Source organism: Mesorhizobium sp. CA6 (assembly GCF_020165035.1).
In the GTDB taxonomy this organism is placed as follows: domain Bacteria; phylum Pseudomonadota; class Alphaproteobacteria; order Rhizobiales; family Rhizobiaceae; genus Mesorhizobium.
In genome coordinates this window covers 101502-116775 of the sequence record NZ_JAIUHI010000003.1, presented here as the reverse complement: position 1 = coordinate 116775, position 15274 = coordinate 101502, and the positions used below count along the sequence as shown (strand labels likewise).

The 15274-nt window shown below is 63.0% G+C and carries 14 protein-coding genes and 1 tRNA gene; 8 read left to right on the top strand and 7 right to left on the bottom strand.

All coding sequences use genetic code 11. From position 1 onward, the window contains the following. Positions 1–101: 101 nt before the first annotated feature. Complete coding sequence (locus LB526_RS05025) at positions 102–569, bottom strand: Hsp20 family protein (RefSeq protein ID WP_095766320.1); 468 nt, start codon at positions 567–569, stop codon at positions 102–104. Between the two features lie 615 nt (positions 570–1184). Here LB526_RS05025 and LB526_RS05020 point away from each other — a divergent pair. Continuing rightward, positions 1185–2141, top strand: coding sequence for an alpha/beta fold hydrolase (locus tag LB526_RS05020; RefSeq protein WP_224524175.1), 957 nt, complete (start codon positions 1185–1187; stop codon positions 2139–2141). A gap of 10 nt (positions 2142–2151) precedes the next feature. Here the strand turns inward: LB526_RS05020 and hisN are convergent, their stop codons facing one another. Then, positions 2152–2925, bottom strand: coding sequence for a histidinol-phosphatase (hisN, locus tag LB526_RS05015; RefSeq protein WP_224524173.1), 774 nt, complete (start codon positions 2923–2925; stop codon positions 2152–2154). A gap of 358 nt (positions 2926–3283) precedes the next feature. Next, the gene (locus tag LB526_RS05010) at positions 3284–4240 is read right to left on the bottom strand and encodes an N-formylglutamate amidohydrolase (protein WP_095766700.1); all 957 of its coding nucleotides are present in this window, start codon (positions 4238–4240) and stop codon (positions 3284–3286) included. A gap of 150 nt (positions 4241–4390) precedes the next feature. Between LB526_RS05010 and cpdR the strand changes: the two genes are divergently transcribed. From cpdR to LB526_RS04995, 3 genes are all read left to right on the top strand, one after another. Continuing rightward, entirely contained in the window at positions 4391–4753 is a 363-nt protein-coding gene (gene cpdR, locus LB526_RS05005; protein WP_006199474.1) for a cell cycle two-component system response regulator CpdR, read from the top strand. A 115-nt stretch (positions 4754–4868) separates the two neighbouring features. Further along, positions 4869–4943: transfer RNA gene (locus LB526_RS05000), tRNA-Val, on the top strand. Between the two features lie 207 nt (positions 4944–5150). Next, positions 5151–5819, top strand: coding sequence for an outer membrane protein (locus tag LB526_RS04995; protein ID WP_224524153.1), 669 nt, complete (start codon positions 5151–5153; stop codon positions 5817–5819). Positions 5820–5860: 41 nt separating this feature from the next. On the opposite strand, the gene LB526_RS04990 is transcribed toward LB526_RS04995, so the two are convergent. The 4 genes from LB526_RS04990 to LB526_RS04975 all read right to left on the bottom strand — a co-directional run bounded on the left by LB526_RS04990 (position 5861) and on the right by LB526_RS04975 (position 10600). Next, positions 5861–7291, bottom strand: a complete 1431-nt coding sequence (locus LB526_RS04990) for a hypothetical protein (RefSeq protein ID WP_224626570.1) — start codon at positions 7289–7291, stop codon at positions 5861–5863. Next, positions 7278–8246: a GDP-L-fucose synthase gene (fcl, locus tag LB526_RS04985; RefSeq protein WP_140842164.1), complete on the bottom strand. Its 969-nt coding sequence runs from the start codon at positions 8244–8246 to the stop codon at positions 7278–7280. Before fcl ends, LB526_RS04990 begins: the two co-directional genes overlap by 14 nt. 12 nt (positions 8247–8258) lie before the next feature. Then, entirely contained in the window at positions 8259–9365 is a 1107-nt protein-coding gene (gene gmd, locus LB526_RS04980; RefSeq protein WP_224626569.1) for a GDP-mannose 4,6-dehydratase, read from the bottom strand. Between the two features lie 80 nt (positions 9366–9445). Then, complete coding sequence (locus tag LB526_RS04975; protein WP_224626567.1) at positions 9446–10600, bottom strand: dihydrodipicolinate synthase family protein; 1155 nt, start codon at positions 10598–10600, stop codon at positions 9446–9448. 240 nt (positions 10601–10840) lie between these two features. Between LB526_RS04975 and LB526_RS04970 the strand changes: the two genes are divergently transcribed. Genes LB526_RS04970 through LB526_RS04955 form a run of 4 tightly spaced genes read left to right on the top strand, consistent with a single transcriptional unit; the run spans position 10841 to position 15264 of the window. Beyond that, the gene (locus tag LB526_RS04970) at positions 10841–11884 is read left to right on the top strand and encodes a LacI family DNA-binding transcriptional regulator (protein ID WP_224626932.1); all 1044 of its coding nucleotides are present in this window, start codon (positions 10841–10843) and stop codon (positions 11882–11884) included. Continuing rightward, positions 11881–12897 carry a Gfo/Idh/MocA family protein gene (locus LB526_RS04965; protein ID WP_224626565.1) on the top strand — a complete coding sequence of 339 codons (1017 nt, stop codon included), beginning with the start codon at positions 11881–11883 and terminating at the stop codon, positions 12895–12897. The genes LB526_RS04970 and LB526_RS04965 overlap by 4 nt, the downstream gene beginning before the upstream one ends. Next, positions 12894–14495, top strand: coding sequence for an acyl CoA:acetate/3-ketoacid CoA transferase (locus LB526_RS04960; protein WP_224626562.1), 1602 nt, complete (start codon positions 12894–12896; stop codon positions 14493–14495). The genes LB526_RS04965 and LB526_RS04960 overlap by 4 nt, the downstream gene beginning before the upstream one ends. Beyond that, on the top strand, positions 14488–15264 hold the full coding sequence (locus LB526_RS04955) for an enoyl-CoA hydratase/isomerase family protein (protein ID WP_224626559.1): 777 nt from the start codon (positions 14488–14490) through the stop codon (positions 15262–15264). Before LB526_RS04960 ends, LB526_RS04955 begins: the two co-directional genes overlap by 8 nt. Positions 15265–15274: the final 10 nt, after the last annotated feature.

The following is a 15274-nucleotide window of genomic DNA, read 5'->3' as shown; positions in this document are numbered from 1 at the left end:
GAGCCAGAACCGCGCGTTGCCGGTGGCACAATAAAAAGCGGCGCCTTGCGGCGCCGCTTTCGTCTCGGGAGGGAGACGTTGTCTACTCCGGGCCCCGCGGGTTATGCGGCGGCCTTGGTTTCGATCTGCTTGGCCTTGTCCGCGGACGAGGTGATCGCGATCTTGCGCGGCTTCAGCTCCTCGGGAATGTTGCGCTTGAGGTCGACGAAGAGCAGGCCGTTCTTCAGCGTGGCGCCTTCCACTTCGACGTGGTCGGCGAGCTGGAAGCGGCGCTCGAAGGACCTCGAGGCGATGCCGCGGTAAAGCAGCTCGGAACCCTCGCTGTTGTTCTCTTCCTTGCGCTCGCCCTTGACGGTCAGCACGTTGCGGTGGGCTTCGATCGAAATCTCGTCTTCCGAGAAGCCGGCAACGGCCATCGAGATGCGATAGGCGTTCTCGCCGGTGCGCTCGATATTATAGGGCGGATAGGTCTGCGCAGTCTCGGGCTGGCCGAGCGAATCGAGCATGGTGAACAGCCGGTCGAAGCCGACGGTCGAACGATAAAGCGGGGAAAAATCAACGTGACGCATGAGTGTTCTCCTTTTGAGCAACATGGTTTGCGAAAGACCCGGTGCGAAACCCTCGAAAGGCGTTCCGGATAGGCCAGCGGCCCCGACATCGGCGGCCACAGCATTCATTTGGGAAGCTCAAAAAGCCATTTCAAGGTTTTCCTTGGTCGCAATGCAGCCACGTTCATGAACGGTGGATGAACCACGGCTTCGGCATCCGTTCAGTCATGCGGCATTAGGCTTCGGTCAAGTTCGAGCAATTCCAGGAAAAGTGCGAAGCGGTTTTCCGTCCGGAATTACGTCAAGACAGAGAGACAAGCGGCGCCCCCGTCCCTGCGCCGCGACGAGGCCGAACCGGGTGCAACGTCCCTTCCTCCCGGATCGACAGAGGCCGGAAGTGCACCGCAGGCACTTCCGGCCTTCCCCGCGCTACAGCGCCGCGCGTCCTCTGGACGCGCTAGGGACGCAGTAGCACTTTTGATTTCGCGCATGATCCTTTCCGAAATCGATTCCGATTTTCGGGGTCATGCGCGGCAACCGCGTAAATCCTCGCAACGCCTTTGCTTTTGCCGCCTGGCCGTCTATCACCATGCCGACGCCTCGCCCGTCCGGGCAAAGAACAAGCAACGACGCCGCATGACGGATCTTTTCCATCTGACCGAGGACAATCCCGCGCCGCAGAATGCCGCGGGCGGCTTCTTCACCACACGCGACGGCAAGAAGATCCGCTATGGCGTCTTTGCCGCTGTCAGCCGCCCGCTGCAGGGCACGGTGGTTCTGCTGACCGGGCGCAACGAATGCATCGAGAAATATTTCGAGACCATCCGCGATCTCGCCGATCGCGGCTTCGGCGTCGCCATCCTCGACTGGCGCGGCCAGGGCGATTCCAGCCGCCTGCTGCGTGACCGCCAGCGCGGCTATGTCCGTAGCTTCCGTGACTATACGCGCGATCTCGAGCAATTCTTCGAAGAAATCGTGCTGCCCGACTGCCGCGGCCCCTATTACATCCTCGCGCACTCCACGGGCGCGGTGATTGCGCTGCTTGCCTCGCCGTCGATGGTCAACCGGGTGCGACGCATGGTGCTGCTGGCTCCTTTTCTCGAGGTGCCGGACCTGCCGGTCTCGATCGCCACGGTCCGGCGCGTCTGCACGGTTTTCTGCGCGCTGGGTCTCGGCCGGCTCTATGCCGCGCTCGGTCCGCGCCCGAAAGTGCCGCCCGCTTTCGAGGTGAACAAGGTGACCTCGGATCCTGCGCGCTACCGGCGCAATGTCGGAATCTACGAGGCCTGGCCGCAGCTCGCGCTCGGCGGTCCAACCATCCGCTGGCTGAGGGCCGCCGCCGCGGCCGCGAAAGCCGTCAGCGATCCGGATTTCATGGCAAGGGTGAAGGTGCCGATGCTGATCGTCGCCGCCGGCGCCGACCGGGTGGTCTCGACCAAGGCGGTGGAGGCCTATGCCAGGAAACTGCGCGTCGGCTCGCTGTTGATGATTGACGGCGCGCAACACGAGATCCTGCAGGAGAAGGACATCTACCGCGAGCAGCTCCTGGCGGCTTTCGACGCCTTCATCCCCGGCACGGGTGATGCTCCCTGAGCGCGCCCGATCAGCCGCGCAGCGCCGCCATCGCTGCCGCATGAAGCTCGGGCGTCGCGGCCGCCAGTATATCGCCGCCCTTCTCCGCCGGCCCGCCTTCGAAAGTGGTGATGACGCCGCCGGCCTTCTCAATGATCGGGATCAGCGCGACGATGTCGTAGGGCTTCAGGCCCGGGTCGGCGACGATGTCGATGCTGCCGGCCGCCAGCATGGCGAAGGCGTAGCAATCGGTGCCGTAGCGGGCGAGCTGCACCTTTGTCTCGAACTGGTCATAGCGCTTGCGCGCATCGCCCTGGAACAATGCCGGCGTAGTCGTGAACAGCGTCGCTTGCGCGAGTTCGGTCGTCTTGCGGGTCGCGAGCCGGCGCGGGCCGCCCGGTCCTTCATAATGCGACCCGGAAGCGTTGGCGTAGAACAGCTCACCGGTGAAGGGTTGCGACATCATGCCGGCGACCGCCTCGCCGTCGACGGTCAGCCCGACCAGCGTTCCCCACACCGGGATGCCGGAAATGAACGCGCGGGTGCCGTCGATCGGGTCGATCACCCAGACATGTCGGCTGGCGAGGTTGTGGCTGCCATGCTCCTCGCCGAGGATGCCGTGCTCGGGATATTCGGACGAAATCAGCGTCCGGATCGCGCGCTCGGCTTCGCGATCGGCCTCCGTTACCGGATCGAAGCTTCCCGTAAGCTTGTTGGTGACCGCCCCCTGGCTGCGGAAGCGCGGCAGGGTTTCGGCGGCGGCGGCATGCGCGATGCGCCGCATGAAATCGGTGCTGATATCCAAGTCGCTCTCCCCCATCGCGGCCGTTGCCGGCTGCCTGTTTCTCGCCGAACAGGCGCGCTGAAGACCGGTCAGACGCCCGTTTTCTGTTGCCCGAATGTCACATCTGAGCCGCCGAAGCGGAATTTCCACATCATATTGAATTAAAAAAGCCCGCTGTCGATTGACATTTGTGCGACGCACAATAATTTTGTCATCGGACAGGTTTTCCTGTCCATGCCCTCCTTGGGCGTTTCCTCCCTAGACTTCGACCGTGTCGTGAAAACGATGCGGTCTTTTTTTCAGGCAATTCCAGGAAAAATGTGAAGCGGTTTTCCGTCCGGAATTGCGTATACAAGAACTCGGCGCGCCAACCGCGCCGTCATTCCGCCGCAAGCGGCAAATCGACGAAATGGTGGTCGGGCATCGACATCAGGTCGGCCGAGAAGCGGGTCAGGTCGCAGGCCAAGGCGTCGAAGCCGGCCGATTTCTGGAACGTCCGCTCGTCCATGTAAAGCCCGCGATTGACCTCGATCTGCAACGCATGCAGATGCCGCGCCGGCCTGCCGTAATGTTCGGTGATGAACCCTCCCGCATAGGGCTTGTTATGCGCGACGGTGTAGCCCATGCGGACAAGCAGGCCGATGGCCATCTCGGTGAGCGCCGGCGAGGCCGAAATTCCGAACCGATCGCCGATGATGAAGTCGGGCCGCACGCCGTTGTCGCCGACGCGTATACTGGCCGGCATCGAGTGGCAGTCGATCAGCACGGCATAGCCGAACCTGGCATGTGTTCTGGTCAGGAGCCGCTTCAGCGTCTCGTGATAAGGCTTGTACACCGCTTCGATGCGCGCCACCGCCTCGGCCAGCGGCAGGCGGCCGGGATAGATATCGAGGCCTTCGCCGACAAGCTTCGGCACCGTGCCCAGCCCGCCGGCGACACGCGCCGAACGGATGTTGCAGAAGGACGGGACCGGCTCTGCGAACATGCGCGGATCGAGTTCCCACGGCTCGCGGTTGACGTCGAGATAGGCGCGCGGAAAATTGGCCGCCAGCAGTGGCGCGCCGAGCGGCACGGCGCCGCCGAAAAGCTCCTCGACATAGCAGTCCTCCGACCGGCGGATGGCGTTGCGGTCAAGCCGCGCCATGGCCAGGAAGCGCTCCGGATAGTGGCGGCCGCTATGCGGTGAGTTGAACAGGAAAGGGACGCGCTGCTCGGCGCCCGATCGGATTTCGAAGGGTGGGACGACCGAAAAATCCTCGGCTGCCGTTTTCAATTTGCACGAACCAGGAAACAGCACTGCATCATGACGTAAAACTTGCCACCTTGCGTGCGGCATGTCCAGCATTTCGGGCGACGAAACCGCAGCTTGAACCGGATGCGGGACGCCCTTCATTCACTTGATGTTTACCGACACATCCTCATATACAGCATGGTTAACAGCCTTGCCCGGCGGCAGGCTTGGGGCGGGTGATTCGGACGGGATATGATGGCACGCATTCTGCTGGCGGAAGACGACGACGATATGCGCCGCTTCCTCGTCAAGGCGCTGGAACGCGCCGGCTACCAGGTAAGCGATTTCGACAATGGCGCCAGCGCCTATGAGCGGCTGCGCGAAGAGCCTTTCTCGCTGCTCCTGACCGACATCGTCATGCCGGAGATGGACGGCATCGAGCTTGCCCGCCGCGCCACCGAGATCGATCCGGACCTCAAAGTGATGTTCATCACCGGCTTTGCCGCAGTCGCGCTCAATCCGGATTCCAAGGCGCCCAAGGACGCCAAGGTGCTGTCGAAGCCCTTCCACCTGCGCGATCTCGTCAACGAGGTCGAGAAGATGCTGCAGGCGGCCTGAGCCACTTCGGCAGGCATCGACGACGCGCCGCGCCGATGCGACAAACGGAAGCCGTCTTTCCACATTCCCGCTATTGACGCGCCGGATCAAAAGTGGTGTATGCGCGGCTTCGGATGGGCGTGTAGCTCAGCGGGAGAGCACTGCATTGACATTGCAGGGGTCACAAGTTCAATCCTTGTCACGCCCACCATCCTACCACTAAATTAGCCGATCTCCGCCAGTGGACCCCGAGCACACCGGCTAGGTATATTGCAGCCTCCGCCCGGCTCTGGTCGCGCGGGGCACGTCAGGGCTAAGCTCCTCCAGCGCCACTGTTGCCGCTGTGTTACAGCGCAACCCTGAAAGCCATGCTATCAACCCTTAGGTGCAATGGCGGATCGGGAGCCACAGGCGAATTATGAGGAAAGTTCTACTCACGTCGGCAATGCTTGTTGGGTTTTGTTCGCCAGTCTTTGCTGCGGATGCATTGTCGGTCGAGCCCACGTCCTACAATTGGACTGGCGCCTATATCGGCGCAGTGGCCGGCGTCAATTTTCTCCAGGGCGATGTGACGATCCCCAATAACGATCCTAGCGAATACGATGGTGATAGCACCTCGGCATCGGTTGGCGGCCAAGTAGGCTATCAATACCAGTTCGACAACAATTTCGTTCTCGGAGCGGAGGCCCGCCTGGTTGCGGTGTTCAACAAGAAGACGGTGCCGACAATCGACGCTGAAACGTTCGAGACCGCTGCCGATTGGCAAGGCGATATCGTTGCGAAGGCCGGATATGCGATGGGCAATTTCCTACCCTACGTTAAGGGCGGCGTGGCCTTCCTGCACCTGCACGATACCGGATATAGCGTTCTCGGTTTTGGCGATACCAAGTTTGACAGGACTTATACCGGCTGGACGATCGGTGTCGGCGCCGACTACGCGCTCAATGACAAATGGGTTGTCGGCCTTGATTACGCCTACGCGCATTTCTCGGATCATAATTTCCAAGACGACAGCGCGTTGGTTGGTCCAACATTCGTCAAGCCCAGCACCCATACGGTTTCTCTGAGTCTGAACTACCGCTTTTGATCTCCCTAATGCAGCCGCGGCAAAGACCGCAGCGGCGGTCCCTATATTCGAATCCCCGCCTTCCAGAGTCGCAGCCGCGCCTTCGCCAGAGGACCGGACTGAGGCGTCGTCAATGGCCGTATGTGCCGTTTGATTCTCTTGAACAAGGCATTGGCCGGTTCCGCCTCCAGCGACTTCGCAATCATCCGCAGAGCCGGCTTCACCTTCCCGAATGTTGCATGGAGAATATGCGCCGAACACGCCGCGGCGTAGGGATGCCCCTCTGCGGCCGCCGCGAAGAAGGACTCGAAATCCTTCGACATGACATCACCGCGCCATGTTCGGCAGACCAGCACGCCAATCGCGCGCAACGGCATTGCGGGAGAGGCTTCGAACTGTCCTGTCATGAGCGCCTTCAAAACGGCTTCGCCGGACCGATAGTCGCGTTCGCGAAAAAAGGCCGCCGCGATTTTGAGCGGATAGACGTCGTTGTGCGGATCCAGCGCGTGAGCCTTTTCCAGGATGTCTCTTGCTCGCGCGGGATTGATTTGATCCTCGAGATCGAGAAACGCGGTTTGATAGCCGAAGGCCGCCTCGAGCGGGTGGTAATCGCCCTGATGTCGGCTGAGTTCGGCCAGAATCATTTCCGCGGCTCTCGAACCGTCGAACAAGGTTTTCGGATGGACGAGACCGACATCGCCCATCATCGATGCGACGGACGCATAGACGCTGCCGCCTGCATAGATTTTCTGGCACCGCGCCATCAGCCTCATCTCGAAAAATGCCTTGAGCGTCTCATCTGCGAATTCCGCCGATCCCAGATCGTCGCCCAGCAAGGCTCCCGTTTCCGACCGCAGATATTCGAGCGTTTCACGATCCTGACCGATCAGAAGAGTTGGCAGGCCTTTTGACGAAAGCTCTGACGCGACAGCCTTGACCAAGGTCGAGGCCACTACCTTGTCGCTGAAATGCAGCATGAAGCGATACTTGCCGCGCACGATGTCGCCGCTGCGAAGATGCAAAGCGGCGATCGGCCCCGGAAACGGGCACTTGTCGGCGGCGTCGAGCGCCTGATTCACGGTCTTGGAAAATCCGAAACCTCGCAATGTCTCCGATCGTTGGACGAGTTGGGGTCCGCCACGAAAATGATCCAGTATCTCAAACTCGTTGCAGATCCAGCCGCGAAACCTTCGCCGTGCCGCCGCGGCATCGAGACTGGCACGGCTAAAGGCTACCTCTCCGAGAACATCGAAACCCAATGGTTCGACCGTCTCCCCCAGCCAGTGCTTCTCGATGAAATCGGCGGAGAATATCTTGTCGACTTTCTCAACCGAGTGAAATTTGTCGTCATGGATAGGCTTCCAGGCAAAGCCAAAGCGATAGCCGAGCGAGTCGGCAAACGCCTTGGCGTTGACCATAGCCAAAAGCCGGCCGCCCAAACCGTCCTCCCTGGTCGCCGCGATGAGTTTCGATTGAGAATCATGCAGTGCCAAGACGGATATCGCCTTTCTCGACATGGTCGAGGAACCAGGCATAGGTCTGTTCCAATCCATCTCGAAGCGAATAGGCCGGCCTCCAGCCGGTCTTGAACAGGCGCGAGACGTCCATCAGCTTGCGCGGCATCCCGTCCGGCTTCGTCGGATCGAACGCGATCTCGGCGCCGGCGCCGACGACCGATACGACGGTGCCGGCAAGCTCCGCGATGGTGATGTCCTCACCGCTACCGACATTGACGTGGCCGTCGCCGGAATAAGTCTTCAAAAGCCAGACAAAGGCGTCGGCGGCGTCGTCGACATGCAGGAATTCTCGCATCGGCCGGCCCGAACCCCACACCTGCAGGGTCTTTTGACCGGTTAGCTTCGCCATATGCGCCTTGCGCATCAGCGCAGGCACGACATGACTGCTGTCGAGGTCGAAATTGTCGCCCGGACCGTAGAGATTTGTCGGCATGGCCGAGATGTAATCGACGCCATGTTGCCGCCGGTAGGCCTGGCAAAGTTTCAACCCGGCGATCTTGGCGACGGCGTACCATTCGTTTGTGGGTTCGAGCGGGCCGGTGAGCAGCGCGTCTTCCGGGATCGGCTGCGGCGCAAGCTTCGGATAGATGCAGGACGAGCCCAGGAACAGAAGCTTCTGCACCCCGCTGCGAAAGGCGGCCTCGACGACATTGGTCTGCACGACGAGGTTTTCGTAAAGGAAATCCACCGGGAAGCTGTCATTGGCCAGGATGCCGCCGACCTTGGCGGCCGCCATGATCACGGCGTCCGGCCGCCGGGCCTCCATCCAGCGGCGCACGCCGGCCTGGTCGAGAAGGTCGAGCTCGCTGCGCGCCACGGTCACGATCTCGCAATCCTCGCCGGCCAGGCGGCGCACCAGGGCCGAGCCGACCATGCCGCGGTGGCCGGCAATGAAAATGCGCTTTCCTTTGAGATCGAAACTCTTGTCCATAAGCGCGGAGTCCTAGGTTGAACTGCCGTTGCGCCAAGTAGCGCCGGCGGTGCGCACCAGGTCGGCCCGAACCATTTCCGCCACCAGGTCCTTGAAGCCGATGGTGTGCGACCAGCCCAAAACCTTTCTTGCCTTGGCGGCATCGCCGACCAGCGTATCCACTTCGGTCGGCCGGAAGTAGCGCGGATCGATCCGCACAAGCGCGGCGCCGGTGGCTGCGTCGATGCCGACTTCATCGGCACCGCTGCCCTGCCAGCGAATGCGGTGTCCGGCCTCGGCGAAGGCGAGTTCCACGAATTCGCGCACCGAATGCGCCTCGCCGGTCGCGAGCACGAAATCGTCCGGCTCGTCATGCTGCAGGATGCGCCACATGCCCTCGACATAGTCGCGCGCATGGCCCCAGTCGCGACGTGCGTCGATATTGCCGAGATAGAGCGTCTCCTGCAGGCCGTGATGGATCGCGGCAACGGCGCGGGTGATCTTGCGGGTGACGAAGGTTTCGCCACGCGTCGGGCTCTCGTGATTGAACAGGATGCCGTTGGCGGCGAACATGCCATAGGCCTGGCGGTAATTGACCGTGATCCAGTAAGCATAAAGCTTGGCTGCCGCATAGGGTGAGCGCGGCCGGAACGGCGTGCTCTCGTTCTGCGGAGTTTCGACCGCATCGCCATAGAGCTCCGAGGTCGAGGCCTGGTAGAAGCGCACCGATTTCTCGAGGCCGAGAATGCGGATCGCTTCGAGAAGCCTGAGCGTCCCCAGCGCATCGGCATTGGCGGTGTATTCCGGCGTCTCGAAGCTCACCTGGACATGGCTTTGCGCGCCGAGATTATAGATCTCGCTGGGCTTCGTCTCCTGCACGAGGCGGATCAGATTGGTCGCGTCGGTCAGATCGCCATGATGCAGAAAGAAGCGCGTGCCGCTCTCATGCGGATCGACATAGATGTCGTCGACGCGCTCGGTGTTGAAGGAAGACGACCGGCGTTTGACGCCGTGGACAACATAGCCCTTGCCGAGCAGCAGCTCGGCCAGATAAGCCCCGTCCTGCCCGGTAACCCCGGTGACAAGCGCAACCCTGTCTGCCAGGGCGACCTTGTCTGCCGGGGCGACTTTCTCCGCCATTGCCATGTGCGCCCGCGCCTATTTTTCGGCAAGCGAATACGATTTATCGCCGAAACGCAAATCCCCGCACGGGGACCGGCTTAAACGCCCGCGACCGCCAGTAGGGTCTTCATCCTGGCGATGGCAAGATCGGGGTCGGCCAGCAGCCCGGCCTGGTCGGAGAGCCGGAAGACATCCGCGTAGTGGCATATGCCGCGCGCCGATTGCATGCCGCCCACCATCGTGAAGTGGTCCTGATGCCCGTTCAGCCAGGCCATGAAGACGATGCCGGCCTTGTAGTATTCGGTCGGCGCCTCGAAGATTTTTCGCGACAGCGGCACGGTCGGCGCCATCAGCGCGTCATAGCCGGCCTTATCGCCCTCCGCCAGCTTCGCCAGCGCGGCATTTGCCACCGGCGCGATGGCGTCGAAGATGCCGAGCAGCGCGTGCGAGTGTTTCCTGCCGTCGCCGGCAATCAGTGCGGGATAGTTGAAATCGTCGCCGGTGAACATCACCACCCCGTCGGGCAGCCGGTTGCGCAGCAAGACCTCCTTCTCCGCGTCGAGCAGCGATATCTTGATGCCTTCGACCTTGCCCGCATGCCGCTCGATGATGGCGACGACGGTGTCGAGCGCCGCGTCGAAATCGTTGCTGCCCCAATAGCCCTTGAGCGCCGGATCGAACATGTCGCCCAGCCAGTGCAGGATGACCTTGCCCGATGCCTGGGACAGCATGCGGTCATAGACGCGGGCATAATCGTCCGGCCCCTTTGCCACCGCCGCCAGCGCGCGGCTCGCCATCATGATCGCCTTGCCGCCCCCGCCTTCGATGAAGGCGAATTGCTGTTCATAGGCGCCGATGACGTCGTCGAGCGTCTTGGCCGCCGCCGGCGCCAGGTGATCGGTCCCCGCCCCCGACGCGAGGTCGGCGCCCGGCACCGTTTTGGCTTCCGCGATCGAGCGGCGGATCAGTTCCTTCGCGCTCGGCCAGTCGAAACCCATCCCGCGCTGAGACGTGTCCATGGCTTCGGCGATGCGAAAGCCGAGCCGCCACAGATGATGACGGAACGCCATTGTCCTGTCCCAGTCGACCGCCGGCCGCGACCACGGATCGGTCATGGCGATGGGATCGGCAACGACATGGGCGGCGGCATAGGCGATGCGCGAAAAGCGTGCGCCCTCGATCGGTTCGACCGGTTTGCCGACAAGCCGGTAGCTGACGCGGTCGCCGTTTGCCGCAGGCAAGGTGATGTCCATGGAACTCTCCCGTGCGGTCGCTATAAATGGAACGTTCCAATAAATCAAGAACCTTTATGATTCACGGTATCCAAGCCGGAAGACATTGCGTCTCCTTTGGAATAGCCCTTACATTCATTGAGGTTTTGAACCGCTCCAATCAATTTTTCGAATCTCAGCGGAATCGTGATTGACTCGGATTTGGATCGATGATTAGAACGTTCCAATAGATCTTCTCGAAACTTGGAGGACATGACGAGGATGGCCAGCCGGGCCAAGGCGACGATCCTGGACATCGCCCGCGAGGCCGGCGTGTCCAAATCGACGGTGTCGCTCGTGCTGCAGGGCAGCGGGTTGATCCGGCCTGAAACCGCGACCAAGGTGCGCAAGGCGATTGAGGATGTCGGCTATGTCTACAACCGCGGCGCCGCCAATCTGCGCAAGGCCCATTCCAATGTCATCGGCATGGTGATCAACGATCTCACCAACCCCTTTTTCGCCGAGTTGGCGGTCGGCATGGAGCGCGTCTTCCAGGCGGCGGGCGTCGTCCCCTTCATCGCCAACACGGCGGAAAACCCGGTGCGTCAGGAAGAGGTGCTGAAGTCGCTGATGGAACAGGGCGTCGCCGGCCTGATCGTCTCGCCGGCGCGCGGCACCACGCCCGGCACCTTCCGCCGCATAGAGACGGCCGGCGTCCCGATCGTCTTCACCATGCGCAGGCTGCCGGACAGCCGCATTCCGGTGATCGCGCCGGACAATCATCGCGGCGCGGTGCTTGCCGCCGAACATCTGATCCGCAGGGGCCATCGCCGCCTGGCCTTCTTCGGCGGTTCATCCGATCTCGTTGTTTATCAGGAGCGCCTGGGCGGCTTCCTGGAAGCCTGCGAAACGCTCGGCATCCCAGCTTCCGACCGGCTGATCGTCGAGGGCGAGACCAGCCGCAAGGGCGGCATGGCCTGCCTGGAGACGGCCCTTGCCGTGCCGCAGCCACCGACCGCAGCGCTGTGCTTCAACGATGCGGTTGCCTTCGGCGTCATGCTGGCATTGCGCAAACGCGGTCTCGAGGCGGGCGCAGACTTTGCCGTCGTCGGCTTCGACGACGTCGCCGAGGCCGAGCACTACAGCCCGGCGCTGACCAGCGTCGCCGTCGATACCGCGGGCCTCGGCGAGCGCGCGGCGCACGTCATGCTGAAGATGATCCAGTCGCGCACCACGCGCGCCGAGAACCATATCGGTGCCGTCAGCCTGGTCGTGCGGGAAAGCAGCGGCCCGGACCGCAACAGCCAAGTGGGAGACGCGGCGTGAGCGTGCGATGGGGACTGATCGGCGCCAGCACGATCGCCAGACAGTTCGTGATCGATGCCATCCGCGCGCAGGCCGATGGCGAGGTCGCCGCCGTGATGAGCTCCAGCCCGGAACGGGCCGAGACCTATGCGAGGGAAACCGGCATCGCACGCGCCGTCTCGTCTCTCGACGCGCTGCTCAACTCGGACATCGACGCCGTCTACATCTCGACCACCAACGAATTGCACCTCGAGCAGGGGCTTGCCGCGATCAAGACCGGCAAGCATGTGCTGTGCGAGAAGCCGCTGGCGCTGACCAGCGCCGATGCGCGTGAGATGGTTGTCGCCGCGAAAGCTGCCGGCATCGTCTTCGGCACCAACCACCATTTGCGCAATGCCGGCGCCCACCGCGCCATGCGGGAGGCGATTACCGCCGGCCGCATCGGCAAGCCGATCGCGGCGCGCGTCTTTCATTCCGTCTATCTGCCGGAAAACCTGCAGGGTTGGCGCATAACCAAGCCCGAAGCCGGCGGCGGCGTTGTGCTCGACATCACTGTGCATGATGCCGACACGCTGCGCTTCGTGCTGGACGACGACCCCGTCGAGATTTCGGCCTTCACGCAAGCCGCCGGCATGGCCGGCGTCGGACTGGAGGATGGCGCCATGTGCATCTGGCGCTTCAAGTCTGGCGTCATAGCGCAGTCGCATGAGGGCTTCACCACGAAGTTCGCCGGAACCGGCTTCGAGGTGCATGGCTCGGAAGGCTCGCTGATCGCCACGAATGTGATGACGCAGAAGCCGATCGGCTCGGTGCATCTGCGCAGCGCGAGCGGAGAAGAAGAGCTGAGCTTCGACCGCGAGGATCTCTACACCCGCTCGCTGCGCCACTTCCATGCCGCGATCCGCGGCGAAGGCCGGCCTGCCGCCACCGGTGAGGACGGCGTCTGGTCGCTGGCGTCGGCCGAAGCAGCACTGCAATCGTCGAACACCGGCAAGGCCGTCGCCATCGACCCGCAACTTGGGGGCATCGCGTGAGCAAGCTCGTCTCGGCGGCTTATGCCGCCAGCCTGATCAAAGATGGCATGGTCGTCTCGGTGTCGTCGTCGAGCGGGCTCGGCTGCCCCGACGCCGTGCTTGCCGCGATCGGCGAGCGTTTCGACGCGGAAGGCCATCCGCAAGCGATCACCACGCTGCATCCGATCGCCGCCGGCGACATGTACGGCATCAAGGGCATCGACCATCTCGCCAAGCCGGGCCTGCTCAAGCGCACGCTCTGCGGCTCCTATCCGTCCGGCCCCTCCTCTGCCGAGCCGCCGCAGATCTGGAAGATGATCGGCGACAATTCGGTCGCCGCCTACAACGTGCCGTCCGGCATCCTGTTCGACATGCATCGCGAGGCCGCCGCCAAACGTCCCGGCGTGCTGACCAAGGTCGGCCTCGACACATTTGCCGATCCGCGCCACCAGGGTTGCGCCATGAACGCCGCGGCCAGCGAGCCGATCGTCTCGGTTGAGCAGTTCGACGGCGAGGAATGGCTCTATTTCCGCGCCATCGTGCCCAACGTCTCGATCATCCGCGCCACCACGGCCGACGAGCGCGGCAACCTCACGTATGAGCATGAGGGCGCCTATCTCGGCGGGCTGGAGCAGGCGCTGGCTGCCCGCAATAATGGCGGCATCGTCATTGCGCAGGTCAAGCGCGTCGTCGAGAACGGCACGCTGAAGCCGCACGATGTGCGGGTGCCTGGCGTGCTGATCGACCATATCGTCGTGGCGCCCGACCAGTTGCAGACGACGCAGACGCCTTACGACCCGGCGATCTCCGGCGAGATCTTCCGGCCGCTGTCGACCTTCCGCACGCCGGAGATGAACATCCAGAAGGTGATCGCGCGGCGCGTCGCCATGGAATTGCGCGACGGCATGGCCGTCAACATCGGCTTCGGCATCTCGGCCAATGTGCCGCGCATCCTTCTCGAGGAAGGCCAGCACGGCAAGGTCACCTGGGTAATCGAGCAAGGCGCGGTCGGCGGCGTGCCGCTGCTCGACTTCAAGTTCGGCTGTGCCTCCAACGCCGAGGCGATCATGCCCTCGCCGCACCAGTTCATCTATTTCCAGGCCGGCGGCTTCGACGCCTCGCTGCTGTCCTTCCTGCAGATCGACCGGAATGGCTCGGTCAACGTCTCCAAGCTCTCGGCGCGGCCGCATGTGACCGCCGGCGCCGGCGGCTTCGTCGACATCACCGCGCGGGCGAAGAAGATCGTCTTTTCCGGCTTCTTCAATGCCGGCGCGAAACTGTCGTTGGCGGATGGTGCCATCCGCATCGACCAGGAAGGCAAGATCAAGAAGGTGGTCCAGGAGGTCGAGCATATCTCCTTCTCCGGCAAGCGGGCGGTCACCCAAGGGCAGGACATCACCTATGTCACCGAGCGCTGCGTGATGAAGCTGACGCCGGACGGGCTGATGGTGACGGAACTGGCACCCGGCGTCGATCTCGAACGCGATGTCTTGGCGCAGGCCGAGATCCCGCTCGCTGTGGCGAACGACCTCAAGGTCACGCCTGTGGCGCTTTATCAGGACCGGCCGATCGGCCTGTCGCTCAATGGCGGCGCTTCGCTCGGAGGTGCGCATGGCTGAGGGTCTCGTCACCTTCGAAAAGGACGACGCCATAGGCATCGTCACGCTGCGCCGGCCGGAAAAGTTCAATGCCCTCGATATCCCGATGCTGCGCGCGCTCGAGACGGCGCTCGACGAAGCGGAACTGGCCGAGGGCGTTCGCGCCGTGCTCATCCGCGGCGAAGGCAAGGGCTTCTGCGCCGGCGGCGACGTCGAGGCCTGGGGTGCCATGAGCGCCGCCGACTTCCAGGTGCAATGGGTGCGCTACGGCCACCGCGTCTTCGATCGGCTGGCGCGGCTCAGGCAGCCGACCATCGCCGTGCTCTCCGGTCATGCGCTGGGCGGTGGGCTGGAACTGGCGGCGGCCTGCGATTTCCGCGTCGCCGAAATGCAGGTCAAGCTCGGCTTCCCCGAAACCTCGATCGGCGTCGTTCCCGGTTGGTCGGGCACGCAGCGCGCAGTACGCCGCTTCGGCGCACAGATCGTGCGCCGGATGGTGATCGGCGGCGAGATTTTCCTGGCATCCGACGCGCTCGCGCACGGTGTCGTCGACCGACTGGTCGAAACAGGCAAGGCTTTCGACGAAGCCAAAGCCTGGGCCGAAAAGATCGCCGAGCGCGGTCCGCTGGCGACCGAGGCCGCGAAGCTGATGATCGGCGTTGCCGAGGGCGAGGAAGATGCGGCCGCGACCGAGGCGCTGGCCAGCGGTTTCATTGCGCTCACCGCCGACCTCAAAGCCGGCGTCGGCGCTTTCAAGGCCAAGCAGAAGCCGGCCTTTTCGAGATCCTAGAGAAGACATG